This window comes from Kribbella yunnanensis (assembly GCF_039529655.1).
GTDB classification, from domain to species: Bacteria; Actinomycetota; Actinomycetes; order Propionibacteriales; family Kribbellaceae; genus Kribbella; species Kribbella yunnanensis.
The window spans coordinates 259,979-285,798 of the sequence record NZ_BAAANF010000008.1; the positions used below are offsets into that span (position 1 = coordinate 259,979).

Genomic DNA, 25,820 nt, shown 5'->3' on the forward strand with positions numbered 1-25,820 from the left:
GGTAGGCGAGACGGGCGCGGATGCAGGGATCGGCGCACCCGCCTCGCCGGTCTAGTGGATCCAGATCGCGCCGCCGTCGTACTCGACGCACTCGATGTGCTCACAACGCCAGTCGTTCGAGGCATCGAGCCATTCGACGGTGGTCGAGCGATCGCGGGCCAGCAGATCGTCGAGTGATACCCAGGAGCTCGTTGCGGGCGGTCGCCCCGGCCAGTGCACGGCGATCCGTCCACTCGACCACAAGGTGCCCTCGGCAACGATGCCGCCGGTGCCGGATCCGGCGCGCCGACGAACGAGCCAGAAGCGGCGAGGTGCGACGCGGTCCGGATCGAGGTCGGCGGTCATGTCAGCTCCTTCCGAGTGACTCATTTTGACTCACCTGACTGAGGGTGCCGTCTGACACGGTGCATGTCAAGCGGTGAATGGTCGGGGTTGACCGCCGTGTGGGCGAGTGCGATGGTGAAGACTGACTCATTTCGAATCAGTGGAGGCGATATGCGACTCATCCATCGTTCGGGCCCTTGCGAGAACGGTCCTTGCCCCAATGTGTTCGACACTGATGAAGGGGAAATGGTCGCCGTCCAGGGTGCTCAGCTCCTCGATCCGGATGCGCTGGCACAGCTCAGTCAGATGCCGGCCCACGAGACCGTCGTGCTGGTGCCGCGGGCGTTGCTGATCGACTACGCGAGGAAGGTCCAGAGCGGAGTCGTGGCGTGAACTTCGACGAGTTCGACTCGTACTTCGATCGGTTCACCCAGGATGTCTTCCGGCTCGAGAACTTGCAGCACTACGCGATCTCTGCGGAGGACGAACGCGTGCGAGCTTTCCGGGAGGGCACGGCGCGCCCGGAACGGTCGGTGCGTACCGAGCCCTGGCTGGCGCGCATCGCTGCCACGACCGTCGCCGGCAAGAGCTGGGCCCGAGTCCATGTCGTCGACCATCCGTTGTCGGAATACCTGCGCTACGAACTTGTCGGGTACGTCGAGTCGCAGGCGGCCGGGGAGCAGATCCGGATCGCGGATCGGGCGACAGATTCGTCGTTGTCCACGCTCGGCGAGGACTTCTGGCTGTTCGACAGCGAGTCGCCGGACGCGTACGCCGTACTGATGCACTATGACGAGGCAGGTCACTTCGTCGGCTTCGAGCACACTGATGATCCGGCCGTTCTGAAGAGGTGCCGCGACGAGCGTGCGGTCGTGTTGCGGCATTCAGTCGGTCTGAACACCTATCTGGCAGCACGGAAGGCAGACGTCGTACCGGAGTGAGTGATCACAACCAGACCCCGCGAACTCCCAGGCAAGGCCTGGGAGTTGAACTGCGACGGCTGCGCACGCTGGCCGGTCTGAGTGGGCGCCAGATTGCTCTCCGTACGGGGCTGAGTCAGTCCAGGGTGAGCCGGATCGAGCGCGGCGATGCGCTCGCCTCAGTTCCTGAGCTGACTCGGTGGCTGGAGCAGGCCGGTGCCATCGACCGACTCGAGCAGATGGTTGCTGCCACCGAGGCGGCACTGAACGAGGCCGACAGTTGGCACGAGTTCATGCGGGCGGACAGCTTCGCGGACATGCAGGAGACAGTCCGCGAACGGGAAGCTGTCGCGAGAACTCAGCGATCCTTCCTGCCGACCTTGGTGCCAGGGCTGCTGCAGACGGCCGAATACGCTCGTCTCGTCTTCATCGCCTCAGATCTCACTGGCGGACAGGACTATGCCGCGGCTGTTCAACGACGGATCGACCGGCAGCAGATTCTGTATGAGCAGGGGCACTCGTTCGAATTCATCCTCACCGAGGCGGCGTTGCGCTGGCGTCCCGGGCCGAAGCAGGTCCTCATCGCCCAACTCGACCGGATCGCCAGCCTTGCCACCCTCAGCAATGTCTCCATCGGCATCATCCCCATGGACGTCGAGACCCAGGCGATTCCGTGGCACGGCTTCACGCTGAACGAAGACGTCGATGACGAGAACCCGTACGTTCAGGTCGAGACGATCCACGCCTACCTGACTGTCAGTCGGCCCGACGACGTCGAGCTGTATCGCAGGCAGTTCGCCGTACTGAAGAAGGCGGCTCGCACCGGACAGCAGTTCTCCGATTTCCTCAACAACCTTCGGAGCGAGCTGCTGTCCGGCGACTGATCCACTACCCAACCGGCGGTACGGCGGCGCACGTCGTACCGGGCTTGGGGATGTTGCGGTTGATCAGGTAGTTGTCGATGGTGTCGGTCATGCACGGGCTCTTGTTGTAGCTGCCGTGGCCCCAGCCTTCGTAGGTCAGCAGGACGCCGTCGCGGCCTAGCTGGCGTTGGACGTTCTGTGCCATCGAGTACGCCGTGGCCGGGTCGTGGCGGGCGTTGGAGAGCAGGATCGGCGTCTTCAGGTGGTCGACGTCGAGGCGGTGTTGCGGGTTGTTCGCCTTGGGTGCGCCCAGGCAGAGCGAGATGGCCATGAACTGACCGGGGTACGGCATGTCCGGGTTGTTGCGAGCGAGCCGCGCCAGCAGGCCGGCGTACTCGGGGTAGGTACCGACGCGCAGGTCCCAGTCTTGGCAGAACGGGACGAGGGTGTTGGCGACGAGTTCCGTGGTCGGCGGGGGCGGGGTGGGGATGACGCCCTTCTGGAGGGTGGTGGCGAGTGCGCTCCACTGCGGGCCGTAGAGCATCCGGAACACCGCGAACGAGGCCATGAACGGGTTGTCCGATTGCTTCCGGAGCTCGGCCCAGCGGGCGCGGACGTCCTGGCCGTGCAGGGCGCACGTCGTCGTGCGGTCGCACCAGTCGACGAATTCGTCGAACGAGTCCTGGACAGACGCGGCCTGCGGATCGAGGAACTGGCGGGGCGTCGCGAGACTGTGGTCGAGCACGCTCTCCAGGACCATCGCACGCACGCGCTGCGGGTAAGTCTCGGCGTACTGCGCTCCGAGCGGGGTGCCGTATGAGCTGCCGTGGAAGGTGATCTGCCGCTCACCGAGTGCCCGGCGAATCGCGTCGACGTCGCGGACGGTCTGCCAGGTGTCGACGTGGTCGTAGAGCGGGCCGGTGTGCTTGCGGCAATCGTCGGCGAGTCGGCGGTTGTAGTCGATCAGCGCGTCGAACTCGGCCTGGTCGCGGACGAGCGGTGACGGCATCGCGGCGTACAGGCTGCTCGTGCACTTGATCGGGTTGCTGCGCGCGATCCCGCGCGGATCGAAGCTGACGATGTCGAAGCGGTCCTGCAGTTCCGGGCTGAACCGGCTGATCCCGGTCTTGATCCGGTCGATGCCGGAGTCACCCGGGCCGCCCGGACCGAACACCAGTACGCCGACGCGCTCGGCCGGCTGTTTCGCCGTCCGGCGGGCGATCTCGAGGTTGAAGGTCGGGCCGCTCGGGTTCCGCCAGTCGACGGGGAGCTTCAAGGTGGCGCACTGCGAGCCTTGCACCACTGCCGGATCGTCCTTGCCTTCCGGCTTGCAGTCGGTCCACTGCGGTGCGGCCGAGGCCGAGGCCGGGGCGGCCGAGGCGGGGAGTGCGGCGAGGCTTGCCGCGGTGACTGTCAGGACCACACCCCACGCGGTGATCCTGAGCAGCGTTCTGGGGTTCTTCATCTCCCCGATCCTTCGGTAACCGCTTGCTCCGCACATCGGGGAGCAGCCCCTAGACCACCCCGGGCCGGGCTTGGGGGACTTGTTAGGGTCGGGCGCGATGACACACTCACGGTGGTTCCGGGCAGTGGCGATCGCCGAGGCGATCTCGTGGACCGGCCTGTTGATCGGCATGCTGTTCAAGTACGTGCTGTCCGACAACGAGATCGGGGTGAAGATCTTCGGCCCGATCCACGGCGGCATCTTCGTCGCGTACGTCGTGACCGTGCTGCTCGTCCGCGGTCCACTGCGCTGGTCGTGGCCGGTCACCCTGGCCGCGCTGGCCGCGAGTGTTCCGCCGCTGTTCACCTGGTTCTTCGAGATCTGGGCAGTGCGGACCGGCCGGATTGACGGCAGCCAGCAGGCCGCCGTACCGTCGCGTCCGGAAGCTAACTCAACAGCCGCATGAACCCGTGCGGGAGAGACCCGGGCTTAGGGCATCTCTCCCAATCCCACACCTACTGCGCTGCACTCGGCACGGCACCTCGCCGCACGGGTGCAAAGGGCAAGATGCGCCGCATCTAGCCCTTCGCCCCCGCGCACCGATGCACCGCACCGAGCACATGCTCGCTACGGCGTGGGATTGGGAGAGATACCCACTGACCCGGGCGCCGTAGGAGCAACTCTCCCCAAGAATCTCTCAGGCACCTTCACCGCACGGGCGAGGCACCTCTGAAGGACAGCAGTCCAACAGAGCGGGGAGGACACCACTCTCGGTCAACGACGACCGGAAGGGACCTCCGCATCATGGCGATCAGTGTCTTCGACCTGTTCAGTATCGGGATCGGCCCGTCGAGCTCACATACCGTGGGACCGATGCGCGCGGCCCGCACGTTCGTGCTCGGCCTGCAGGACGCCGGTCTGTTGACCGCGACGACCCGGGTCGAATCGCAGCTGTTCGGCTCGCTCGGTGCGACCGGGCACGGCCACGGCAGTAACAAGGCGGTGCTGCTCGGCCTCGAGGGTGAAGACCCCGAGACCGTTGCCACGCACTCCGTCGACGCCCGGGTCGAGACGATCCGCGAGCTCGGCCGGCTGCGGCTGGCCGGGACTCATCAGATCGCGTTCGACGAGAACACCGACCTGATCATGCATCGCCGCAAAGCCCTTCCGTACCACCCGAACGGGATGACCTTCCTGGCTCGCGGGGCGGACGGCGCCGTACTGCGGGAGCGCACGTACTACTCGGTCGGCGGCGGTTTCGTGGTCGACGAGAACGCCGCGGCCGGCGACCGGATCGTGCCGGACAGCACGGTGCTGAAGTACCCGTTCCTGACCGGTGCCGAGTTGCTGGACCGTTGCCGCGAGTCCGGGTTGTCGATCGGCGATGTCATGCTCGCGAACGAGCTGGCGTGGCGGACCGAGGACGAGATCCACAGCGGCCTGCTCAAGATCTGGCAGGTCATGCAGGACTGCGTCAAGGAGGGCTGCGAGACCGAGGGTGTCCTGCCCGGCGGGCTGAAGGTCCCGCGCCGCGCGCACGCCCTGCACGACAAGCTCACCCGCGACCCGTGGTCGGTCGACCCGCTGAAGGTGATGGACTGGGTCAATCTCTTCGCCCTCGCCGTCAACGAACAGAACGCCTCCGGCGGCCGCATCGTCACCGCCCCGACAAATGGTGCCGCGGGCATCATTCCCGCCGTACTGCACTACTACCGGCGGTTCATCCCCGGCGCGAACGACGATGGCGCCGTACGGTTCCTGCTGGTCGCTGCGGCGATCGGCGTTCTGTACAAGGAGAACGCGTCGATCTCCGGCGCCGAGGTCGGCTGCCAAGGCGAAGTCGGCTCAGCCTGCTCAATGGCCGCAGCCGGCCTGTGCGAACTCCTCGGCGGCACTCCCGAACAGGTCGAGAACGCAGCCGAGATCGCCATGGAACACAACCTGGGCCTGACCTGCGACCCGGTCGGCGGCCTCGTCCAGATCCCCTGCATCGAACGCAACGCTATGGCCGCGGTGAAGGCGATCAACGCCGCCCGGATGGCCATGCACGGCGATGGCGTCCACGTAGTCACCCTCGACAAGGTCATCAAAACCATGCGCGAAACCGGCGCCGACATGAAGATCAAGTACAAGGAGACCTCCCGTGGCGGCCTAGCCGTCAACGTCATCGAATGCTGAGCATCCTCCTAAGCACAGGACGTATACCGCAATCAGACGTCGCCACCACGCTGGCCGTCAGCAGTCCGGGGGCCCAGCAGACGTATACGTCCTGTCCGACGGAGGATCCACCCAGCCGACGGGGATGCCCGGCTCCTCCGCGAGGGTATTCGGCTGGCTGCGATGAACAGCCGGGTCTGGGACGAGCCACTCGACTGGCCGACCTTCGACCGTGCTGATCTCTGAAACGGCCCGAGCGACAGGACGTAGGTGGGTACGTAGAGTTCTCCGCACGCCTGAGCCGAGCAGAGACGATGCCGATTTGGCGGATACCTCCTGTTGTTGTGGAGATCAGGCCTGGGTGGTTTCCAAGATCGTGTTGGCGACCAAGGTTGGGGCGTCGTTCATGGGGACGTGGCCGCAGTTGAGGAGGGGGATCATCCGGGCTTGGGGGAGTTGGAGGTGGGCTCGGGCGGCCTGGATCGGGAGGAGGATGCGGTCGTGGGTGCCCCAGGCGATGGTGACGGGGACGTCGGGGACGTCGCCTTCGAAGGTGGTGCCGCGGCGGGCGTGGGTGAGGACGCGGTCGAAGGCTACGCAGTCGCGGAGGGCGCGGGATTCGGCTACTACGGCTTCGGGGGCGCGCAGTGCCGGGCGGTGGTAGATGGTGCCGGTGAGGACGCGGCGGCCGGCGGGGGTGCGGGACAGGCGCTGGACGGTGGGTTCCGGCGTACGGCGGGCGATGCGGCGGAGGTTGGTGAGTACGCCGACCGCCCAGCGGTTCTCGCGGGGTGACCAGAAGCCGGCCGGGGAGAGTGCGGTGACCGTGCGGGCCAGGCCGAGTTGGCCGAGGCGCAGGGAGACCAGGCCGCCGAGGGAGTTGCCGACGACGTGCGGCTGGTCGAGGTCGAGGGCCTTGCAGAGGGCGTCGACGGTGTAGGCGAAGCTGTCGAGCTCGTTCGGGACACCCAGCGGTACGTCGGGGGATTCGCCGAAACCGGGGAAGTCGAGGGCGATCACGTCGTGGTGTTCCGCGAGCTGGTCGACGATCGGGTCGAAGGCCTGCCAGTGGTGGCCGATGCCGTGCAGCAGCACCAGCGGGTCGCCCGAGCCCTTGCGGTAGTAGGCGACCTCGACCCCTGGGACCCCGGCCACGGTGACGCTCGCGGTTGCACTCATGACCTCATCGTGACCCCGGTACGGCGTTCTGTCATCGTGACATGGTCGATGTCACATAACCCTAATAAGCCTCGACCTCACTCGTCGACGCGTTCCCGGTGACCGTCGGGCGGAGGTTGATCTTCCACGCCTTGTCCGCACCGAACGCCTGGTCGAACTTCAGGAACGAGCAGCCGATCGCGAACTGACGCCGCGAGGAACTCCAGTCCGCACCACTCTTGTAGTACAGGTGATAAGCCCCGCCGATCCGCGTGATCGCGGCCGACTTCCCGGCCCGGATGTACGTCATCACGTGCGGTTCCCGCGGCGGCTTCCCGTCCGTGACCACCGAGATCACGACATCCTTCGCCGTACCGTTGGTGATCGACAACCGCCCGATTCCGGCGTCCCCACGCCGTACGACGGTCTCGCCGTTCTCCGGCCGGACCACCTTCGGCGCCGGTCCCGGGTCGGGCAGCGAACGCCCGAAGGCGAGCTTGAGCTTGGTCAGCGCCGCCAGCGCCGGCGCGAGGTCGGTCCGCAACTGCCGCTGGACCTTCTGCGACGTGTACGGCCCACCGCCGCACCGCGCGTCTAGCTCGGCCTGCTCCGGATCAGACAGCTTGTACGCCGCCACCCCGATCCGGTCCTGCAACAACTGGTGTACGGCGCTCAGTCGCCCCTCCACCGTCAATGCGGCCAGCTTCCCGGAGGCGGTGTTCAACGCCTTCGACACGTCACCCATCGCCTGAGCCAGCCCCTCGGCCGTCTGGGCACCAGCCAGCGCCCTCAAGCTCGTCGCCAACGACTTGTCAGCCTTGGCCAACTCACCCTGATAGGCCGCCTGACCCAACGGCCCCTGTGGTCCCGAGGGCGCAGCAACAGCCGTCCCACCGCTCGGTGTCGGCTCCGATCCACCATCGACCAATGGCGCCGCACACCCCACCAGCACGCACAGCAGCGCCCCACTTACCGCAACCTGCTTCATCAACCCCGCCCCAGTAGCCCCAACCCCGCGCCCTGCTCCAGGCTACGGGGCCGACCAACTGGAGACGACCCAGCGCAGTGTTAAGAATCTCGCGAAGCAGGGCGGACGAACGGGAAAGCGAGCGTCGAGCGGATGTTCTGCCCGGTCAGCATCATCATCACCCGGTCGACCCCGATCCCCAGCCCACCGGTCGGCGGCATCGCGTACTCGAGCGCACTCAGGAAGTCCTCGTCCAGCGACATCGCCTCGGGATCACCGGCCGCGGCCTTCAGCGACTGCTCGGTGAGCCGCCGCCGCTGCTCGACCGGGTCGACGAGCTCCGAGTACGCCGTACCGATCTCGGCCCCGAAGGCGACCAGGTCCCAGCGCTCGGCGAGCCGGGGCTCGGTCCGGTGCGTCCGGGTCAGCGGTGAGGTCTCGAGCGGGAAGTCGGTGTAGAACGTCGGCAACGTGGTGTGCGGTTCGACGAGCTCGTCGTACAGCTCGAGGACCAGCTCACCCGCGCTCAGCTCGAACGTCGTGTGCACACCATGCTTCACGCACAGCTCCCGCAGCGTCTCCACCGAGGTGCCGGGATCAACCGGTACGCCGGCCGCCCGGCCGACCGCGTCGTGCACACTGACCACCGGCCAGTCGCCCGAGATGTCGATCTCGCCGTCCGGCCGCTGCACCACCGGCTTGCCGAAGACCGCGGTCGCCGCCTCGATCAGCAGCTCCCGGGTCAACTCGCGCATCACGTGATAATCGGCGTACGGCTGGTAGGCCTCGACCGACGTGAACTCCGGGTTGTGCGTTGCGTCCGCACCCTCGTTGCGGAAGTTGCGGTTGAGCTCGAAGATCTTGCCGAGCCCGCCGACGCTGAGCCGCTTCAGGAACAGCTCCGGCGCGATCCGCAGGAACAGATCGGTGTCGTAGGCGTTGATGTGCGTCTGGAACGGCCGCGCGTTCGCGCCACCGTGCACCGCCTGCAGCATCGGCGTCTCGACCTCGATGAACCCACGTGTCTCGAACCCGTTCCGCATCGCCCGTACGGCGGCGCTGCGGTGCCGCATCATCCGCAGCGAGTCCGGGTTCATCACCAGGTCGATGTGCCGCTGCCGGACCCGGGCTTCGGGGTCGGTGAACCCCTTCCGCTTGTCCGGCAACGGGTGCAGGCACTTGGCCGCCATCATCCACTCGGTGGCTGCGATGGACAGCTCACCGCGCTTGCTCGTCACGACCTCGCCGGTGACGCTGACGTGGTCGCCGATGTCCACGAGCCGCCGCCAGTGATCGAGCGCCGCCTCGCTGCACGCATCGGCCGACAACATCACCTGCAGCTGGACCAGCCCGTCCTGCAGTTGGGCGAACGACAGACCGCCGTGATCCCGCATCCGCAGTACGCGGCCGGTCACGGAGACCGTCTCGCCGGTGCGATGGTCGGCGGGCAAGTTCTGGTGCAGCTCGCGGATCCGCTCGATCGTCTCCGTCCGTAACACCGTGACCGGGTACGGATCGATGCCTGCGGCAACAAGCCCGACCAGCTTGGTACGGCGGATCTGCTCCTGCTCGGTGAGTTTGCGCTCCGGAAGCGCCGGCCGCAGCAGGTGTTCCTCCTGCTCGCGAACCGTGGCCGCGAACTGGTCGCCGTCGCCGGCCTGGATCGCGTGTCGCTCGCCACCGGTCACCCGGTCGACGCGCGTCCACGGCCGAGGCGCGGGGAGGAAGCCCTCCGCCGTACCGGCCGCCAGCAGCACCTGGGCCAGCGAGGCGCCACGGGCGTAGCAGATCAATCGTGGTGACCAGCGCGGCAGATACTTCTCGTTGGACTGGTAGAGACTCTCCAGCTGCCAGAAGCGGGAGGCGGCGGTGAGCAGTGCGTTCGTGAGTCGCAGCACCGGGCCTGCGCCGACGCGCTCGGCGTCGCTGAAGATCTCGCGGAACATGGCGAAGTTCAGCGAGATCCGGTGCAGACCGAGGTCCCCGCAAGCCTCCACCAGCGACGTGACCATGAACTCCATCAGACCGTTCACGGACTCCGGATCGCGGCGCATCAGGTCGAGTGAGACACCGCGCACACCCCAGGGCACGAAGGACAACAGACCGCGGACCTTGCCATCGGAGTCCCGCGCGATCACCATCACGCAGCGCGCGTCGGCCGGATCGCCCAGCCGGCCCAGCGCCATCGAGAACCCACGCTCCGTTTGGGCACCGCGCCACTTCTCGGCCAGCTCGACATAGCTCGCCAGAGCCTCGGGGGACAGGTCGCCGTGCCGAACCACCTCGGCGCGGTAACCGGCCCGCTGAGCCCGCGTCACCGCCTGCCGAACCGGACGCATTGTGCGGCCCTCGAGACTGAAGTCGGCGACGTCGATGATCGCCTCGTCGCCCATCGCGAGCGCCCGCAACCCGGCGTCGACGTACGCCCGGGCGGCCTCCTCGCTGGCGGACAGGACCGCTGGCGACCACCCGTACAGGCGGGCCTCCGCGGTCCAGGCCTCGATCGCCCCGGGCCAGGCCGCTGGTTCGCCGAGGGGATCACCGCTGGCCAGGCTGACCCCGTTGACCACCCGATAGGCGATCGCCGAGTCACCGGCCGCGGAGAAGATGACCGCCTTGTCCCGGCGAGTCGCGAAGTACCCGAGGGAATCCCGCTCACCGCTCTCGAGCAGCAACCGCCGTACGCCGAGCTCCTCGGGCTGCGTCAGGTACCGGACCCGGCGTGCGGATCGGAGGAAGATCGCGAAGGCGATCACCAGCGACGCGGCCGAGATCGCGCTGACAACCAGGCCGACCCAGGTGTGTCCCTTGTGCCCGTCGAGCTTGCTGTGCTGCTGGCCGAACGCGGCCACGACCGCCCAGCCGATCTTCTGCCGCTGGCCGGTCAGCGTGTTCGGGAAAACTTGGGTCAGCGAGATGCTGACGGCCACCGAGATCAGCATCCCGGTGATCAGGGCGCCGATGGCGAGCCGCCGGCTACCGGGGGCCAGCCGCGCCGGGAACGCGCCGCGGATCTTCCACAGCAGCACGATCAGCGCGCTCACCACGACAACCTGCAGGATGCCGAACTCGAGCTTCTGGATGGTGATCCGGTCCAGGTCGTCGACCAGGGCGGTCTCGGGGTTGTTCAGCTGCACGCTGCCAAAGGCGACGTACGCGATCAGCCCGAGCAGCCACAGCCCCTCGAACACCCAGAGCACCCAGAGCAGCGCCGCACGTTTCCCGCGCAGCAGTGCGCTGCCGACGACCGCCAGGTAGACGGCCGGGAAGAACGTGTGCCCGGCCGGAATCCCGAAGAAGTCGAACGCCTGGTCGACCCGTCTCACGTACGCCGGGGCGAACAGATGCAACACAATCGCAAGAAACGACCACACCGCGGCGAGCATCACGATCCGCCCGACCCACACCGCAGCGCGGTGCTGCCACGCCGGAATCACCTTCGCTTGTTCAGACACCACCTTGCGATCATCCCACTCCCCAGGACTAACTTTCGGTCGTGCTAGCTCCACCTTCTGGGTATACCTGAGGCGACAGCCAACGCCTTGGCCGGTATGCGAGGCTTACCGCCATGCTCGCCGTACCCAAGGGGTTCCCGTACCGCCTGACCAGGAACCTGATGATCGCCGCGGGAATCCTCTACTGCAGCCTGCTGCTGGAGGCCGCCGCCGGCTATCCGCTGAACATCCACACCTCGTTCCTCAGTGAGCTGGGCGCACGAGATCAGTCGACCAGCCCATATGCGCGGGCGATGGATCTCGGGGCGAGCGTGCTGGTCCTGGTTGCCGCGATCCTGGCTCGGCCGGCGGCGCGGATGCACCGGGACGTCAAGGGCCTGATGATCAGTACGGCGGTCTTCGGGATCGGCACGCTGTTCGACTCGTTCTTCCCGATGGACTGTGCTCCGTCGGCCAGCGAGGCCTGCCGGCTCGCGGAGGAACGCGGGCATGAGGGCGCGGACCTGGTGGTGCACGAGGTCACATCGACGCTGGCGGGGCTCGGGACCATGGCCATCGGCGTCTTCGCCGTCCTGGTGCTGCGCCGGATCGGGTGGGGCGGCGCGTGGGGCCGGGCGGTCGCCGTACTGGCTGGAGCGGTCTTCGTGACGAACACCTGGCTCGGGCTCGAGACCGGGCTGGAGGTGCTCAGCGGTGATGATCTGCACCCGCCGGGCGTCCTGCAGCGGGTCGCGATCTTGCTCGTGTGTGTTCTGCTGGGGGTGTTGCTTCCCGCCTTGAAGCGAGGTTTCCAGCGATGACCACTTGGATCGTGTTGCCGGGGATGGCCGAGACCGCCGAGGAGTTCGACGGGCTCCGCTCGTTGCTTCCGGATGTCGAGCTGCACGTGATCGATCCGTGGCAAACCCCGGTGAACTCCGACCCCGACGTACTGCGGGCTGCGGCCGGGGCCCCTTCCGGTGTCGCGATCGGATTGATCGGGCACTCGATTGGTGGGCTGGCCGCGATGCGCTGGGCCCTGACCCGGCCGCAGGAGGTCGCTCGGCTGGTTCTGGTCGACACCACCCTGCCTTCGGAAGACGGCCGTCGCTGGCTCTACCCCGGAACCGGTGCGGAGCGAGTGGTCCGCGCGGTCCTGAGTTTCTACGGCCTCGTGGGGCTCCCGCGACTCGTCGGCCCACTGGTCCGCCGTTCGATGGTGCGTGTCGGTAGTGTGACTAAACGCGATCCGTTGTCAAAGGCAACAGTGTGTGCGCGGTACGGCGATTCTCGTTCCTGGCAACGCTTCTGGGCCGAGCTCACGTCCAGCTGGACTACCGCTCGGGAGGTCAGCAAGTTGCTTCCGGCAAGCGGCGTACCGACTCGGTTGCTCGTGGCAACCGGTGGTAGCTCGCGGGCCGGGGCTGACACCTGGCTGGCCGGGCAGCGTGAGTTGGCTGCGGCCTTGTCCGGCACGGTCGACGTACTGACCGACTCCGCGCACCTCGTCCATCTCGACCGCCCCGACGCCATCGCCGAGGCGGTTCGCGGCTAGGTCGTGCTCGTCAACGTGGGGGTCGGGAGCTTGCGTTGCCAGACCTCGTCCAGTGCCATCCGCATGGCGCCGGTCACGACCGCGTCCTCGGCCAGGGCGGACAGCTCCAGCTTCGGGTGGTTCAGCGTGAGCAGCCGCAGCTGGTCGGAGATGGCGTCCAGCAGAACCGCACCGGCCCGAGCCACACCGCCACCGATCACCACAGCCGTCGGGTCCAGAACCAGTACGGCGGGCGCCAGCGCGCGGGCGAAGTCTCGCGCGACCTGCTGCACGACCGCCTGAGCCACGGGATCACGCTCGGCCGCGGCGGCGAAGACGTCGGCGGTGTCGAGCTGGTCACCGCCCAGCTCGGCCAGCCGGGAGTCCGGGTTGTCCAGCGCGGCCTGTCGGCCAAGAGTGGCGATCGCCTCGGAGCCCACTGCGCGCTCCAGCGGCCCCCGGCTGTCCTCGGGGTTGATGACATCGTCCGGAGCAGTCGCGATGAAGCCGATCTCACCGGCCGCGCCCGTCCCGCGGTGCAGGCGCCCGTCGATCACGATGCCGGCACCGAGCCGCTCACCCCACTGAACCGCGAGCAGCGTCCCCGTACCACCCCGAGCCGCCGCGATGGCCAAGGCGGCCAGGTTCGCGTCGTTGTCGAGGATGACCGGGCAGTCGAGCAGGCTGCGCACGTGCTTGATCAGGTCGATCGCCGACCAGCCCGGCACACTCGGAACCAGCTGAACCCGGCCGGTGTGCTCATCCACGATGCCCGGACTCGCCGCAACCGCGGCGGCAATGTCATCAGCCGGCACCTCGGCCTCCGCGAGCGCCTCGGTGATCACCTCGCTGATGACCCCGAGCAGCTCCTGAGCAGTCCAGCCCGGACCAGAACGCCGTACCAGCGAAAGCTTTCGACCGGCCAGATCGGAAACACCCACAGTCACCCGGTGCGGACCCACATCCAGCCCGAGCACCGGCGCCGCCCGCCCCCGCAACGACACCCGGATCGCCGGCCGCCCCAGTGACCGGTCCGCCGAATCAGGCCCGTGCTGCTGCAACCACCCCGCATCCAGCAGCTCGTCAACAGCCTGCGCAACGGTCGGCCGCGCCAATCCCGTCCGCTCGACCAGTTCGGCCACCCGCAACGGCGCGGGCGCGGACCGGCGAACCGCGTCCAGCACCGCGGCGACGTTGATCCGCCGCAGCATCGTCGTACCGCCGCCGCCGACCGTTCCCTTGCTCATGTCCGACCCCTTGCCTGCCACTCGCCCACTCTATATACAAAGCGAGCGTTCATAAATTACGTTCCGGGGTCAGTCTTGCAGCACGGTCCGCGCAAAACTGCTCAACGCCTCCCGGTCGGGCTGTTGGGTCTTCGTCATCAGGCTGGCCACATGCTTCTCCACCGTCCGCGGCGAGATGTGCAACCGCGACGCGATCGACTTGTTCCCGATCCGATCCACCAGCAACCGGCACACCTCGTACTCCCGCGTAGTAATCCCCAACCGCCGCAAATCCGCCGGCACCAAATCACTCCCCGACCGCCGCTGCGACACGGTCGCCCCCAGTTGCCGCAACAAACTCCGGCAAGCACTCGACACCGGCTGAATCCCAGCCCCGTGAAAATACTCCTCAGCCTGCCGCAACCACCCGACCGGATCCCCCCACCCATCCGCATGAGCCGACTCAGCCACCAGCCGCATCCCGAGATGCCGTGCCATCGGATACAGCGAGGAGGTTTCGAGTGCCTCCGTCATCTTGGCGCCCGCAGCCTCGACCTGACCATCACGCCCCAGCAGGATCGCGTGAGCCATCTGCACGAACTGCTTGTTCCACCGCATCCCGCTCGCGGCCGTAGCCGTCACAACCTCGAAATGCGGCCAACTGTTCCGCCCGGCCAGTACGCCGAGCAGGAGTGCGAGGCCGTTCCTGCCTGACGTGTGCAGGGTCGTCGGGTTCTGCGCGTCGTACGCGAGTGCTTGAGCCAGGTCGGAGTCCGCGAGTTCGCGGTTCTCTTCCAGCAGCGCGCAGAACGTGCGGGCAAGTCCGTAGGAGTAGGGCAGCTCGTACGACGCGCGTTCGCCTCCCCAGTTCGCAACCTCGGCCAGGGTCTCCTCCATCGCCGCCCGGCGGCCCTGGTGCGCCTCGAGGATCGCCTTGGTGGCCAGGAAGTACGACGCCGAGCGGCCGAGCCGGAGTCGCCGCGTGACCTCCAAGCAGTCGTTGATGATGACCGCGGCCCGGCCGTACTCAGCACGCAGTATCGCCTGCTGGCCGAGAATCCCGTCCACTTCGTACATCAAGGGGATCGCGCCGATGCGCAGGGCCTGCTGCCGGGCCTGCTCCAGTTCTCTGATGCTCCCGCTGGCCAGGCAGATGGACCCTGCCTGATAGATGTGCGAGCAGACCCGCAGGAATGTCATCGCGTGTTCCTCGGCGACGAGCCGGGCGCGATGGAAGTAGTCGATCGACTGGTCGAGGTCGCGCTCGCGGGCCAGGATGCCCAGCAACTGCAGGGCTTCACAAGCCACTGCAGGGAGATTGGCCCGTTCGGCGGCCTCGGCCGCCCGAGTCGCCAGCTCGGTCGCCACCTGCAGCCGGCCCGGGCTCGATCGGGCGAGCTCGAGATGAGCCGCGATTGCGTCGACCGGCGCCAGGTCGGCATCACTCGCGTGGACGCCGAGCAGTGACCGGGCGGTCGCGACGTGCGTCAGTGCCGCGGACCAGCGGCCGGCCATGTGTTCGAGATTCGCCAGTTTGACGTGCAAGGCGGCGATCTTGCGGCTGTCGAGACCGCGGTCGGCCATCTCCTCGATGGTCTCAAGATGCTCCGGGCCGCCTTCGAACTGGCCGGTCTCACTCAGCCCGATCAGCAACGACCCCAGAACCTCTGCCCGGTAGGACGGGTCGGAGTCGTCGGCCAGGAGCATGTTCGCTCGCCGGAGCAGATTCACGGCCGAGGCCATCGATCCTTCGTCGAACGACCGTCGCCCGGACTCGGCGAACAGGCGGCCGGCCCGGCTCGGATCACCACCGGCCTCGGCGAGCTCGGCGACCATCGGGCACCATTCTCCCGGCAGTCCAGGATGTAGCTCTTCGATTGCGTCGGCGCAGCGCAAGGCGAGAGTCGCCCGTTCCGACGGCGTCAGCCCAGCCAGCAGCGCGTCGGCAGTCAGCGGATGCCGGAACGCGTACCAGTCCGGCACTGGCTCGTCCGGGCCGACCAGTTGCGCGGCCAGGCCGGCCCGCAAGGTGGCCAGTAGCAACCGTTCGTCGGTGCCGGTTGCCTGGCGGACCACACTGAGTGGAAAGCGGTGCCCGATCACCGCAGCCAGCACGAGCAGGTCGCGGGCCTCCGGGCCGAGTTGGTTCGTGCGGCTGCTGATGCTACGGACAACTGCTGCCGGAACGTTGGTGTGCAGACCATCGACGACCTGGACGCTGCCGTCCTCCTTGGACATCAGTTGCCCGGTTCTGCTGGCCTCCTGCAACAACTCCTCGACAATGAACGGAATCCCGGCGCTGTCCTGCCACAAACGGTCAACCAGCGTCGCGGGAAGGTTGCCCGCCGGTATCTCGAGACATCCTGCCGCGAGCTCTCCTACCTCGGCGTGGACAAGTGGACCGATGTGGAGCAAGCCCGCGGTCCCGCGCTGTGCCGACAGCTCGACAAGCTCTTGTGCCGCACCCGTCCCTGGACGGACAGTCGCGATCAAGGCGATCGGTTGGTCGTCGAGGTTGTCGAGCAGGTACTCGATGACAGCCAGTGTCTCGGGGTCTGAGCCGTGCAGATCCTCCAGAACCAGCAGGCATCCGCGGTCTTTGCCGGCCAGTGCGAGCAGCCGCAGTACAGCCTCGCCGAGCACAACGGCCGAGATTGCTGCTTCGTGTGCCGTCCCGTCGTCCCAGTCCGGGACGAGGCGACCGAGCACCTTCTGGTAGGGCCCGAGACCGTCAGGCGTCGGCATCTCGCCTCGACGGATAAGTGACAGGAGCGCCTCGCTGAGTGGACGGAAGGGCACCGTGGCGCCGAGCGCGCCGACTCGGCCGCGCAGCGTTGCCATCCCGTCGTCCAGTGCCTGCGCGGTCGCAACCGCGGCCAACCGGCTCTTGCCGATGCCTGCTTCACCGACCAGGAAGACAGCACCACCTCGACCCACACGAGTCGAGCCAAGCAGCCGGTGGAGACCATCGATCTCCCCGTCTCTGCCGACCACCTTGGGCGAACGGGTCTGCATAGGCGCAACTGTAACGACGGATTGCTGAGTGCGCAGCGGATCGGCGCGGCCCGTACTGCGGAAGGCCGCGCCGATCAAGCGTTTGCTGCTTGCCTCACTCGGTGATGATCGTTGGCCACGTGCTGTTGATATCGCTGGTGGCAGCGGCGAGTGCAAAAGCCGTGAGGCCGACCGTTCCTACCAGGGCCATCGCTCGAGCGCCGACCTTGCTACGAGTCGGCAGAGTGATCGGTCCGAGCGGATCGGTGGTGTCCGTCGTCTGCTGAGCGACGGTGTCCTTGCCTTCGTTCTGGGCGGTCATGGTGTTCTCCCCTTGTGCTGTGACGTTCCGCGCGACATGCGCTATCCCCCAGTGGTTGATGCAAGCAACAGCACGGACGGAACGCGCTCTGGGAACGCCAGCCGGAGAAACCCGTATCCGATTCCCGCCAGACCGGTCAGCAGACCTGGAGATGGAACCGCTCGGGGAGTGCCGCACTGTGGTCCGTACTGCTGTACTGCCGCGACCGCCAGCCGGGCCCGGCGGAGCCGGGCTGCCTCAGCGGCTGGAAGGTCGCATTCGGCGAGCCAAGTCAGTGGCTCCACCGCGCCGAGCTCGCCATGGCACAGACTGAGGTCTGCGAGCACCGGACGTTCTGTGGCGGACTTCAGGTATGAGTCCAGGTTCACCTGTACACCGGTAGCGATCCTGGCCAGCGCGGCGCCGGCGGCACCGGAGCACCAGCCGTCGCCGGCCGCCCGGCCGCTTTGGTCCAGATCGGTTGCGGTGCGGGCAGCGTCCAGGTACCTGTCGCCTGTCAGGCCGTAGCGCCCGAGAGCCCAGGCGATGCCCAGGTATCCACGGGCGAACCCGTGATCGGCTGCGCACCGGTCGCCCACTACGCCTTGCTCGACCGCCAGGACCAGTTCGTCGGCGTACCGCTTCGCCAGCCTGGCTGCTTGCGGGAGATTGTCGATCGAGCACATTGCGGCCAGTCCGCCAGCCGCACCCTCGGCGTACGTCGGGAACTCGGTGCTCTCGGAGGCGAGCTGCCCCGTCAGTTCCACCGAGCTCAACAGCCAGCCGGTGAGCTCGGTGTCGCCGAGCAGCATGGTAAGGCGATTGAGGGCATAGCTGATGCCACCGAGGCCGTGTAGTCCGGGACCGACCAACTGTGCGGACCCGAGGTCAGATGCGAGGCCCTCAAGGAGCCGTGGGATCGGGCGGATCGCGTCGCGTGCCAGTTCGAAATACTTGCCTTCCCCAGTCAGTGCACCGATCTGGGCGAGGAAGAGCGCCGTACCGGTGTAGCCGTTGGTCAGGCCGGCTCCCATCGGCCGCACGGCCCAGTGGCTGTCGTCGAGCAGTTCCAGTCCGAGCCAGTTGGCGGCGCCGTCCCGGTCGCTGATCACCTGGGCCACGATCTCGTCGGCGATGTCCGTCGCTACGGCGAGCAGGCGTTCCTGGCTGGCATCGGCCACGCCGAGGCCGGGTCGGCTCGCGGTGCTGACATGCAGGACCGGCTCCGGGCGGGTTGCCAACGAGGCAGAGATCAGCCACCTCTGCCGGTGCGCGTCGACATCGCCGAGCGCGGCGATCTTCTCCTCCACGACCCGCAGGCCTTCAGTCGCGAGCATGCCCGGGATCCGGGTGTCGTCAGCAGCCCACACGTCGGTGCTGTTAGGCCGTACCGTGAACAGCGGTACGTCGCCCGCCCAGAGGTCCCTCAATTCGTGTGGCACCAGGATCTTCAGCGTGTCGTCGGCTTCCCACAACAGATCGAGCAACTGGCTCTGGTCGGAGGCATCGCGCAGCGCGTCCGGATGCGTTGCCTCGTCCAGCAAACGTGTGTACAGGCTGGTGTTCCTCGGCACGAAACGCACCTGGTCCGCGACACATCGCGCCAGCAGGCCCCGCGGTCCGAGCAACTCCTCGCGGTGCCCGCTGATCGCTTCGTACCCGGCGCGAAAGCCGGTCAGCACAGCGATCTCATGGTCGCGCGGTTCGACTGCGACGCCGTCGAACCTCGGCCGATTGTGTGCCTCCCGAGTCGTACCGGCCTGCCGAACCAGATGCATCGTGTCGAACCCGGCGTCAGCCCACTCGATCACATCGGCGGGGGTCGACTTACCCGCGTCGCCACCGAAACCGGACATGTCCGCAACTCCGTGCTTGCCGACTACCAGCAACGGCAGCATCGCTGTGCGGTAGACCGAGCTCAGCAAGGTGCGAAACGCCGGGTCGCGGCTGAGGGCTCCGGGTGGCAACAGACTTGGGTGGAACAGGGTTTCGATGTCTACGAGGACTGGTTGCTCGCCTACTGCGATCAGGTTTTCGTAGTGCATGTCGGTGCCGTCTAGGACGTAGAGCAGGGCTAGTAGGGCGCCTTGGCGGTGGTAGAAGCGGCGGACTGAGGCGGCGTCTGGGCAGGGGGCGCCGGTGATGTACTCCAGCCATCCGTAGCCGGGGCGGTTGAGGAGGTGGACTGTGCGGAGGTCCAGGCCGGTTTTGGTGTTGAGCCAGTCGACTAGCTCGTTGAAGTGGCCGTGGAGGTCCAGGGACCGGGGCTTGTAGACGAGGTGGGTGCCATCGGCGAAGGTGAGGATGGCGGTGCAGCGGCCGCCGGCGTGGGTGTCGCCGGTGGTTTCGATGGAGGTGAGGGGGCCGGGGTCTTGGCCGTTGAAGAGGGCCTTGGTGAGTGACTCTCGGTCCTCGGCGAGTCGTGCCAGCAGTTCGAGGTGGGCCTCGACGCTTTGGCGGCACGACTCGCCCAGGACCCGGGCCAGCACCGGATAGGCGGCCAGGAGTTCCGCCAGCTCGCTCCCTCCGACGAGCCGGTGGGTGAAGTTCTGGAAGCGCAAAGCAGGGGTGGCGCCGACTAGGTCGCCGCGGTCGCGGGCTCGGGCCAGCTCTAGCACCAGCGTGCGCGAGGCCTGTTTGACCAGCTGTAGGCCGAGACGGTTCAGGAACTGCTCGGTCAGTACGCCGGTGTGGCCGGCGGCGGTCAGGTCTTCGCGCGCGACTGTGAGCAGGGGGTGCAGGCAGCGCATCATCGCCTGGCGCCAGTCGCCGTCAGCGGCGGCGGGTGGGGTGCTCGGGTGGGCGGCGGTACCGCGCTCGATGTACTGCGCCCAGGGCGGTGCTGTGATCGAGGACCGTTCGTCCGGCCGCAACGCTGCGGACCACCAGGCGTCGGTGCGCTGGTCGGTCCGGGGCGGGCCGGCGGTCACTGAGTTGAGCACTTGCTCAGGCTGCCATCGGCACCTTGTCCTGGGCATGGGTACGAAGCCCCCATATTTTGCGGTTGGGCGGGCCGGAAAGGGGGGACAACGGTGGGCAACTGCCGCGGGGCGACGACTGGGGGTTGATCACCCCGCGGCAGCAGCGCCCGGCCGGCCTCTGGTGGAAGGCGGGCCGGTTCGGGTGGGGAGCGCTACGGCTCCCAGTTCGTCGTCTGCACCAAAGCTCGGCCTCCTCTGCCGCGAATTTCTGGAAGGAACGCCGGGAACAATGCCTGACGACTCAGGCAGGCGGCAAGGGATCGGGTCCCCCATCTTTCGGGGTGGCGGTTGACAGAAACATGGGGGCAGGACCCCCATGTGGAAACGGCGGGGCGCTGCGACGGTGGGCAGGTGCTATCTCCCGTCACTCCTGGTTTGCCGGTGTCTGCGCACTCGGTGCTGGACACCGTTCCGCAGCTGCCCGGTCAGTCGGCTGCGGCCGCACTCCGGGAGACCGCGGAGGTTGCACAGGCTGCCGACGACCTCGGATACCGCCGGTTCTGGTTGGGGGAGCAGCACGGCGTCCGGGGCGTCGGCAGCGCGGCGCCTGCCGTTCTTGCTGCGGTTCTGGCGGCACGGACCGACCGGATCCGGCTGGGCTCGGCCGGCGTACTGCTGACCAACCACCAGCCACTGGTGATCGCCGAACAGTTCGCTGCGCTCGCTGCGGCTTACCCGAGTCGCATCGACCTCGGTGTGGGCCAGCAGTTCAGTCATGCACCCAGTACGGCGGCCGCGCTCGGCGGTAGCGCCCGAGACACCTTCCCGCGGCGACTGGATGAGTTGTGCGGGTTCCTCCGGGACGGCATGCCCGGTCGCGCACCCGTGGGCGACGTACGGCTGTCACTTGCCGGACTGCCGCCGCCGGTGCTTGTGTGCGCCGACCACCCCGGTGCGGCTGCGGTTGCCGCCGTACGGGGGTTGCCGGTCGTGGTGCAGCACCACAGTGCGACGGCGATGACCAGTGCGGCGGTGGCGGCGTACCGGGAGCACTTCGAGGCCAGTGGGCCGACAGTGAAGCCCTACCTCGCTGTGACGATCGGAGTGGTGGCTGCGGACACGGAGGAAGAGGCGATCATCCGGTTTGCTGAGTACGTGCGAGTGAAGACGCGGCTCAGTGTGGCGTCACCTCGCGCGACCACGGCCGAGCTGATGGCATTGCTGGAGCCACCTCTGACTGGACGCGAGCGTGGTCGCGCCGAGCGCCTCCTAGACGACCCGGGTCATGTAGTCGGCTCCCGGACCTCAGTGGTGTCGGCACTCGGTGGTCTGGTCGCCGGTACGACGGCCGACGAGCTGATGCTGGTTCCGCTCGCCTTCGACGGTCTGGTGCGGTCGTCGATCCTGCGCACGATTGCGGCCGGTCTGACGCGCGCGATCCGGACGGTACCGCGGCACGCTCCGCCGCTCATTGCCACCGCCTGACAGCGACCTATGGTGGGTACATGGACCAGGAGCAGGCTGTTGTCGCGCAGTGTCCGACCGAGCTCTTCATCGGAGGCAAGTGGAGAGCGGGTGAGGGCGGCCGGACGCTGGCCGTCGAGGACCCCTCCACCGGTACGACGCTCTGCGAGGTCGCTGATGCCAGTCCGGCCGACGGCAAGGCCGCGCTCGACGCAGCGGTCGCCGCACAGGCGGACTGGGCTGCTACTCCACCACGTGAGCGTGGCGAGATCCTGCGTCGTACCTATGAGCTGATGACTGAGCGCGCCGACGAGCTGGCGTTGCTGATGACGCTGGAGATGGGCAAGCCGGTCGCCGAGTCCAAGGGCGAGATCGCGTACGCCGCTGAGTTCTTCCGGTGGTTCGCCGAAGAGGCGGTGCGGATCGAGGGCAGCTACCAGGTCGCTCCGAACGGCAAGGGGCGCTTCCTGGTGATGCGGCAGCCGGTCGGCCCGTGCCTGCTGATCACGCCGTGGAACTTCCCGGCCGCGATGGGCGCCCGCAAGATCGGCCCGGCGGTTGCGGCCGGCTGCACGATGGTGATCAAGCCTGCCGCGCAGACGCCGCTGTCGATGCTGAAGCTGGCCGAGCTGATGACCGAGGCCGGGCTGCCGGCCGGTGTCCTGAACGTGCTGACGACCAGCAACTCCGGTGGCGTGATGGAACCGTTGATCCGCGACGGCCGCGCCCGCAAGCTGTCGTTCACCGGGTCCACCCAGGTCGGCCGCAAGCTGATCGAGCAGGCCGCTGAGCAGGTGCTGAAGACCAGCATGGAGCTGGGCGGCAACGCGCCGCTGCTGGTCTTCGCCGACGCCGACCTGGACCAGGCCGTCGAAGGCGCGATGCTGGCGAAGATGCGCAACGGCGGCGAGGCCTGTACGGCGGCCAACCGCATCTACGTGCAGACCGCCGTACTGGATGAGTTCTCGCGGCGCCTCGCCGAGCGGATGGGCGCACTGACTGTCGGTCGCGGGACCGACGAAGGTGTCGACGTCGGGCCGCTGATTGACGCGACCCAACGGGACAAGGTCAAAGAGCTGGTCGACGACGCCGTCGAGCTCGGCGCACGAGTCCTCACCGGCGGGTCGGTTGCTGAAGGCAACGGCTATTTCTACCCGCCGACCGTCCTCGCTGACGTGCCCTGGGAGGCCCGTCTGCAGAAGGAGGAGATCTTCGGTCCGGTCGCCCCGCTGACCGCCTTCGACACCGAGGACGAAGCGGTCGAGATGGCGAACGACACGGAGTACGGGCTGGTCTCCTACCTGTTCACCAACGATCTGACTCGCGCGCTGCGCATCTCCGAACGCCTCGAGACCGGCATGATCGGCCTCAACCAGGGCATCGTCTCCAACCCCGCGGCGCCGTTCGGTGGTGTGAAGCAGTCCGGCCTCGGCCGCGAAGGCGGTTCGGTCGGCATCGACGAGTACCTGGAGACCAAGTACATCGCGATCAACATCTGATTACGACCGGGGTGGTGGGGTGGGAAATGTTTCCTATTCCGCCAGCCATCGTCGTACGGTCTCGGCGTCCGGGCGCGGGCTGGTGCCGATGGCGTGCGGGACGAAGCGAGCGTAGTAGTCGGTGATGGGACCGTCGGACTCGCGCACCATCATGCCGGCGGCCGAGCCGTCGACGATCCAGCTGCCGATGACGGCCTGGTTCCCGTCGTAGGACGGGAGCGGGTACCACTGCTGGTAGACCATGGTGGACATGTCGTACGGACCGTCCTGGGTGTGGTCGTGGTCGACTGTATGGATGACGATGTTGCTGCCCTCGCGGCCGTGCAGCGGTTTGGCGACCCACTCGGTCAGATCGCCCGGGTGACCGAAGTACGCCGGGAGCAGGTTCGGGTGGTCGGGGTAGAGCTCCCACAGCACCGGGAGGATCGCCTTGGTCGAGAGCATCGTCTTCCAGATCGGCTCGATCCACTGCACCGGCTGACGTTCCGTACCGGCCAGGACGAAGCGGCCGAACTCCTCGTCGAGCATGTCCTCCCAGGGGTACAGCTTGAAGGCAGTGCGGATCGGCCGGTTGCCCCAGTCGACGAAACGGCGCTCTGCGGAGTCCCAGCCGACGTCCTCGATCTCATGCCCGTACGTCGCCAGTCCGGCGATGGCCGCGGTGTCGCGCAGGTAGGCGACGGTCATCTCCTCCTCACCGGACGTTTCGGCGGCGGAGTTGAAGAAGTGCGCCTCGTTGCCGGGGAACTGGTGCTGGGACCACCACTGCACCAGGCGGTCGTGGACCGAGTTCCACTGGTCGGCGTCCGGGAAGACATCCTCCAGCCAGTTCCACTGGATCACTGCGGACTCGACCAGGCCGGTCGGGGTATCGCCGTTGATCTCCAGCATCTTCGGGTCGGCGCCGTTCCAGGCCAGGTCGAAGCGGGCGTACATGGACAGGTCGTCGCGCTTGAGCGACTGCTGAACCAGAGCGAGCGTGCCGGAGGCCAGACCGAGCTCTGCGTCTGAGAACCGGTCTGCCATCACCCGGGCTGCCTGACGGCACATCGCGTAGAGCTCCTCGGTGACGCTCTCGAGGTGCAGGACCTCGTCCATGGTCACCTCGTACCAGGCGCTCTCGTTCCAGTACGGGCGCTCAGTGCCATCGGGCATGTCGGTCATCGGGAACACCAGTCCCTGTTCGACGACCTTCTCCCGCCAGCCGAGCCGCGGCTTACTCGCGTGCCGCCACATCAGCCGCCGGACCTCCCATGACTCGAGTGACCGAAGCCACCGCGCGAGATGGTGCTGATGTCGCCGCCACTCTTCGACAGACCGCCACGCTGGATCGTGGGCGAACCGCTACCGCCACCAGTGCGGTCATCGCGCTCCCGAGGCACGGTGTAGGTGCCGTTGCCGGCGTAGTACTTCCCACCGACGGCCGGTACATGCGCGCTGCCGCGAGTGGCCATGTAGAACCAGAAGAAGCCCGCGCCCGAGCCGTGGTACTCCTGCTCGTCCTTGCAGTTGCCGTCGTCGACCCGGGTCTCTGTCTGCGGATCGACGCAGATCGCCGCATAGTCGGCAGTGTCGTCCTCGCTGGAGCACCCGGTGAGCGTGGCGGCGACCAGTGCGGTCAGGCCGAGCGTGATGCCGGCACTCCGCATCCGCCGCTTGTTCACACCAGGACTGACGGGGTGGTCGAGTCAGCGGTTCCCGTTCATGAGCTGAGTCACAGTGACGAGCTGGAAGCCGCGTGTCCGCAGCTCCTTCACGATCGGCGTGATCGCTTCATCCGTGTACGGCGCGTTGTCACCACCGTGCATGTGGAGTACGACGATCGACCCGTTCTGCACGTGGGACAGCACCTGCTTGACGATCGGCTTCGGGGACTTCGCGAACCCGTCCGCGCCCGGTACGTCCAATCCCACGGCTGTCACTCCGGCCGGGGCGAGCTCGTGCAACGCCGTACCGTCGTAGCACCCACCGGGGAACCGGAACCAGCGCGTGGCGTGCGGATCCAGCTTGTCGAGCTGAGTGACCGCCTTCTGTACGTCGGCCAGCATGTCTGACCGCGGAACCGAGCCCAGCGTGTAGCAGTGCTTGGTGAAGGCGCGGTGGTCGTACGTGTGCGTGCCGAGCTCGAACAGCGGGTCAGCAGCCAGCTCCCGGGTGACCTCCGGGTACTCCTCCATCCACATCCCCGTGAGGAACATGGTGGCCGGCACCTGCAGAGTGCGCAGCTCCTTGATCAGAGTGGCGTTGTAGTACGACGTGACCTTCCCACTCAGCAGGCGCTTCCGCATGGCCGCTGTCAGGTCCGCATCGAATGTCAACGCGACCAGCTTCTGGTCCCGCGGGCCATGGTCGACGATCGGCATCAGGTTGCTATTGTGCGACGCCCCGGGGCGGCCGTTCGGCGTACCGACCGGAGTGGGCGTGCTGACCCGCGGAGTGCTCGGGGCGGGGGAGCCGGGCCGGGGAGTGCTCGGCGTCGCGGTGCTAGGCGGCGGGCTCGCCGTGGGCGTCGTGCTGAGGGGGACGACGCCCGTCGACGACTCTTGTTCGCCGCAACCAGCCATCACCAGTGCGGCAACCAGCAGTAGCGCAATCCCCCGTGCCCCAGTCACAG

At 67.4% G+C, this 25,820-nt stretch carries 21 protein-coding genes and 1 riboswitch; of the genes, 9 read left to right on the forward strand and 12 right to left on the reverse strand.

Annotation, left to right across the window (positions count from 1 at the left end; genetic code table 11):
• Positions 1 to 51 precede the first annotated feature (51 nt).
• A complete protein-coding gene (locus ABD231_RS12720; RefSeq protein ID WP_344149789.1) occupies positions 52 to 345 on the reverse strand; it encodes a hypothetical protein in 294 nt (97 codons plus the stop codon).
• A 225-nt stretch (positions 346 to 570) separates the two neighbouring features.
• Between ABD231_RS12720 and ABD231_RS12725 the strand changes: the two genes are divergently transcribed.
• The 3 genes from ABD231_RS12725 to ABD231_RS12735 are packed head-to-tail and all read left to right on the forward strand — an operon-like array spanning position 571 to position 2,128.
• Positions 571 to 717 (forward strand): hypothetical protein, encoded by a 147-nt coding sequence (locus ABD231_RS12725; RefSeq protein WP_344149790.1) that lies wholly within the window; start codon positions 571 to 573, stop codon positions 715 to 717.
• Positions 714 to 1,265 (forward strand): DUF6879 family protein, encoded by a 552-nt coding sequence (locus ABD231_RS12730; RefSeq protein WP_344149792.1) that lies wholly within the window; start codon positions 714 to 716, stop codon positions 1,263 to 1,265. Before ABD231_RS12725 ends, ABD231_RS12730 begins: the two co-directional genes overlap by 4 nt.
• Entirely contained in the window at positions 1,262 to 2,128 is an 867-nt protein-coding gene (locus ABD231_RS12735) for a helix-turn-helix domain-containing protein (RefSeq protein WP_344149794.1), read from the forward strand. Before ABD231_RS12730 ends, ABD231_RS12735 begins: the two co-directional genes overlap by 4 nt.
• A 4-nt stretch (positions 2,129 to 2,132) precedes the next feature.
• Here the strand turns inward: ABD231_RS12735 and ABD231_RS12740 are convergent, their stop codons facing one another.
• Positions 2,133 to 3,572 carry an alpha/beta fold hydrolase gene (locus ABD231_RS12740; protein WP_344149796.1) on the reverse strand — a complete coding sequence of 480 codons (1,440 nt, stop codon included), beginning with the start codon at positions 3,570 to 3,572 and terminating at the stop codon, positions 2,133 to 2,135.
• Between the two features lie 97 nt (positions 3,573 to 3,669).
• On the opposite strand from ABD231_RS12740, the gene ABD231_RS12745 reads away from it, so the two are divergent.
• The gene (locus tag ABD231_RS12745; protein ID WP_344149798.1) at positions 3,670 to 4,017 is read left to right on the forward strand and encodes a DUF3817 domain-containing protein; all 348 of its coding nucleotides are present in this window, start codon (positions 3,670 to 3,672) and stop codon (positions 4,015 to 4,017) included.
• Between the two features lie 165 nt (positions 4,018 to 4,182).
• Positions 4,183 to 4,274, forward strand: a riboswitch (glycine riboswitch).
• Positions 4,275 to 4,355: 81 nt separating this feature from the next.
• The gene (locus ABD231_RS12750) at positions 4,356 to 5,729 is read left to right on the forward strand and encodes an L-serine ammonia-lyase (RefSeq protein ID WP_344149800.1); all 1,374 of its coding nucleotides are present in this window, start codon (positions 4,356 to 4,358) and stop codon (positions 5,727 to 5,729) included.
• A 330-nt stretch (positions 5,730 to 6,059) separates the two neighbouring features.
• Here the strand turns inward: ABD231_RS12750 and ABD231_RS12755 are convergent, their stop codons facing one another.
• The 3 genes from ABD231_RS12755 to lysX all read right to left on the reverse strand — a co-directional run bounded on the left by ABD231_RS12755 (position 6,060) and on the right by lysX (position 11,288).
• Positions 6,060 to 6,887 (reverse strand): alpha/beta fold hydrolase, encoded by an 828-nt coding sequence (locus ABD231_RS12755; RefSeq protein ID WP_344149802.1) that lies wholly within the window; start codon positions 6,885 to 6,887, stop codon positions 6,060 to 6,062.
• Positions 6,888 to 6,948: 61 nt separating this feature from the next.
• Positions 6,949 to 7,854, reverse strand: coding sequence for a hypothetical protein (locus ABD231_RS12760; protein ID WP_344149804.1), 906 nt, complete (start codon positions 7,852 to 7,854; stop codon positions 6,949 to 6,951).
• A gap of 80 nt (positions 7,855 to 7,934) precedes the next feature.
• Positions 7,935 to 11,288, reverse strand: coding sequence for a bifunctional lysylphosphatidylglycerol synthetase/lysine--tRNA ligase LysX (gene lysX, locus ABD231_RS12765; protein WP_344149806.1), 3,354 nt, complete (start codon positions 11,286 to 11,288; stop codon positions 7,935 to 7,937).
• Positions 11,289 to 11,401: 113 nt separating this feature from the next.
• Here lysX and ABD231_RS12770 point away from each other — a divergent pair, with 113 nt between their 5' ends.
• Together ABD231_RS12770 and ABD231_RS12775 are read left to right on the forward strand one after the other, a co-directional pair.
• The gene (locus tag ABD231_RS12770; RefSeq protein WP_344149808.1) at positions 11,402 to 12,088 is read left to right on the forward strand and encodes a DUF998 domain-containing protein; all 687 of its coding nucleotides are present in this window, start codon (positions 11,402 to 11,404) and stop codon (positions 12,086 to 12,088) included.
• Complete coding sequence (locus ABD231_RS12775; protein WP_344149810.1) at positions 12,085 to 12,822, forward strand: alpha/beta hydrolase; 738 nt, start codon at positions 12,085 to 12,087, stop codon at positions 12,820 to 12,822. Before ABD231_RS12770 ends, ABD231_RS12775 begins: the two co-directional genes overlap by 4 nt.
• Here ABD231_RS12775 and ABD231_RS12780 read toward each other — a convergent pair.
• From ABD231_RS12780 to ABD231_RS12795, 4 genes are all read right to left on the reverse strand, one after another.
• Positions 12,819 to 14,048, reverse strand: coding sequence for an ROK family transcriptional regulator (locus ABD231_RS12780; RefSeq protein WP_238176458.1), 1,230 nt, complete (start codon positions 14,046 to 14,048; stop codon positions 12,819 to 12,821). The genes ABD231_RS12775 and ABD231_RS12780 overlap by 4 nt on opposite strands.
• 69 nt (positions 14,049 to 14,117) lie before the next feature.
• Positions 14,118 to 17,042, reverse strand: a complete 2,925-nt coding sequence (locus ABD231_RS12785) for an AAA family ATPase (RefSeq protein ID WP_344149814.1) — start codon at positions 17,040 to 17,042, stop codon at positions 14,118 to 14,120.
• 94 nt (positions 17,043 to 17,136) lie between these two features.
• A complete protein-coding gene (locus ABD231_RS12790; protein WP_344149816.1) occupies positions 17,137 to 17,343 on the reverse strand; it encodes a hypothetical protein in 207 nt (68 codons plus the stop codon).
• A 41-nt stretch (positions 17,344 to 17,384) separates the two neighbouring features.
• Positions 17,385 to 20,264 carry a type 2 lanthipeptide synthetase LanM family protein gene (locus tag ABD231_RS12795; RefSeq protein WP_344149818.1) on the reverse strand — a complete coding sequence of 960 codons (2,880 nt, stop codon included), beginning with the start codon at positions 20,262 to 20,264 and terminating at the stop codon, positions 17,385 to 17,387.
• Positions 20,265 to 20,684: 420 nt separating this feature from the next.
• On the opposite strand from ABD231_RS12795, the gene ABD231_RS12800 reads away from it, so the two are divergent.
• Positions 20,685 to 21,728: an MsnO8 family LLM class oxidoreductase gene (locus ABD231_RS12800; RefSeq protein ID WP_344149820.1), complete on the forward strand. Its 1,044-nt coding sequence runs from the start codon at positions 20,685 to 20,687 to the stop codon at positions 21,726 to 21,728.
• A 20-nt stretch (positions 21,729 to 21,748) separates the two neighbouring features.
• Positions 21,749 to 23,206, forward strand: coding sequence for an NAD-dependent succinate-semialdehyde dehydrogenase (locus tag ABD231_RS12805; protein WP_344149822.1), 1,458 nt, complete (start codon positions 21,749 to 21,751; stop codon positions 23,204 to 23,206).
• Positions 23,207 to 23,239: 33 nt separating this feature from the next.
• On the opposite strand, the gene ABD231_RS12810 is transcribed toward ABD231_RS12805, so the two are convergent.
• The 3 genes from ABD231_RS12810 to ABD231_RS12820 are packed head-to-tail and all read right to left on the reverse strand — an operon-like array spanning position 23,240 to position 25,818.
• Positions 23,240 to 24,442 carry a glutathionylspermidine synthase family protein gene (locus ABD231_RS12810; RefSeq protein WP_344149824.1) on the reverse strand — a complete coding sequence of 401 codons (1,203 nt, stop codon included), beginning with the start codon at positions 24,440 to 24,442 and terminating at the stop codon, positions 23,240 to 23,242.
• Positions 24,442 to 24,870 carry a hypothetical protein gene (locus tag ABD231_RS12815; protein WP_344149826.1) on the reverse strand — a complete coding sequence of 143 codons (429 nt, stop codon included), beginning with the start codon at positions 24,868 to 24,870 and terminating at the stop codon, positions 24,442 to 24,444. The genes ABD231_RS12810 and ABD231_RS12815 overlap by 1 nt, the downstream gene beginning before the upstream one ends.
• Positions 24,871 to 24,894: 24 nt before the next feature.
• Positions 24,895 to 25,818: a polysaccharide deacetylase family protein gene (locus ABD231_RS12820; protein ID WP_344149828.1), complete on the reverse strand. Its 924-nt coding sequence runs from the start codon at positions 25,816 to 25,818 to the stop codon at positions 24,895 to 24,897.
• Positions 25,819 to 25,820: the final 2 nt, after the last annotated feature.

What these genes read in the sequence shown, in the direction of transcription:
- ABD231_RS12720 (WP_344149789.1), bottom strand. Translation starts at nt 345, where the DNA reads ATGACCGCCGACCTCGATCCGGACCGCGTCGCACCTCGCCGCTTCTGG.
- ABD231_RS12760 (WP_344149804.1), bottom strand. Translation starts at nt 7,854, where the DNA reads ATGAAGCAGGTTGCGGTAAGTGGGGCGCTGCTGTGCGTGCTGGTGGGG.
- ABD231_RS12755 (WP_344149802.1), bottom strand. Translation starts at nt 6,887, where the DNA reads ATGAGTGCAACCGCGAGCGTCACCGTGGCCGGGGTCCCAGGGGTCGAG.
- ABD231_RS12790 (WP_344149816.1), bottom strand. Translation starts at nt 17,343, where the DNA reads ATGACCGCCCAGAACGAAGGCAAGGACACCGTCGCTCAGCAGACGACG.
- ABD231_RS12785 (WP_344149814.1), bottom strand. Translation starts at nt 17,042, where the DNA reads ATGCAGACCCGTTCGCCCAAGGTGGTCGGCAGAGACGGGGAGATCGAT.
- ABD231_RS12770 (WP_344149808.1), top strand. Translation starts at nt 11,402, where the DNA reads ATGCTCGCCGTACCCAAGGGGTTCCCGTACCGCCTGACCAGGAACCTG.
- ABD231_RS12775 (WP_344149810.1), top strand. Translation starts at nt 12,085, where the DNA reads ATGACCACTTGGATCGTGTTGCCGGGGATGGCCGAGACCGCCGAGGAG.
- ABD231_RS12810 (WP_344149824.1), bottom strand. Translation starts at nt 24,442, where the DNA reads ATGTGGCGGCACGCGAGTAAGCCGCGGCTCGGCTGGCGGGAGAAGGTC.
- ABD231_RS12750 (WP_344149800.1), top strand. Translation starts at nt 4,356, where the DNA reads ATGGCGATCAGTGTCTTCGACCTGTTCAGTATCGGGATCGGCCCGTCG.
- ABD231_RS12745 (WP_344149798.1), top strand. Translation starts at nt 3,670, where the DNA reads ATGACACACTCACGGTGGTTCCGGGCAGTGGCGATCGCCGAGGCGATC.
- ABD231_RS12805 (WP_344149822.1), top strand. Translation starts at nt 21,749, where the DNA reads ATGGACCAGGAGCAGGCTGTTGTCGCGCAGTGTCCGACCGAGCTCTTC.
- ABD231_RS12740 (WP_344149796.1), bottom strand. Translation starts at nt 3,572, where the DNA reads ATGAAGAACCCCAGAACGCTGCTCAGGATCACCGCGTGGGGTGTGGTC.
- ABD231_RS12725 (WP_344149790.1), top strand. Translation starts at nt 571, where the DNA reads ATGGTCGCCGTCCAGGGTGCTCAGCTCCTCGATCCGGATGCGCTGGCA.
- ABD231_RS12780 (WP_238176458.1), bottom strand. Translation starts at nt 14,048, where the DNA reads ATGAGCAAGGGAACGGTCGGCGGCGGCGGTACGACGATGCTGCGGCGG.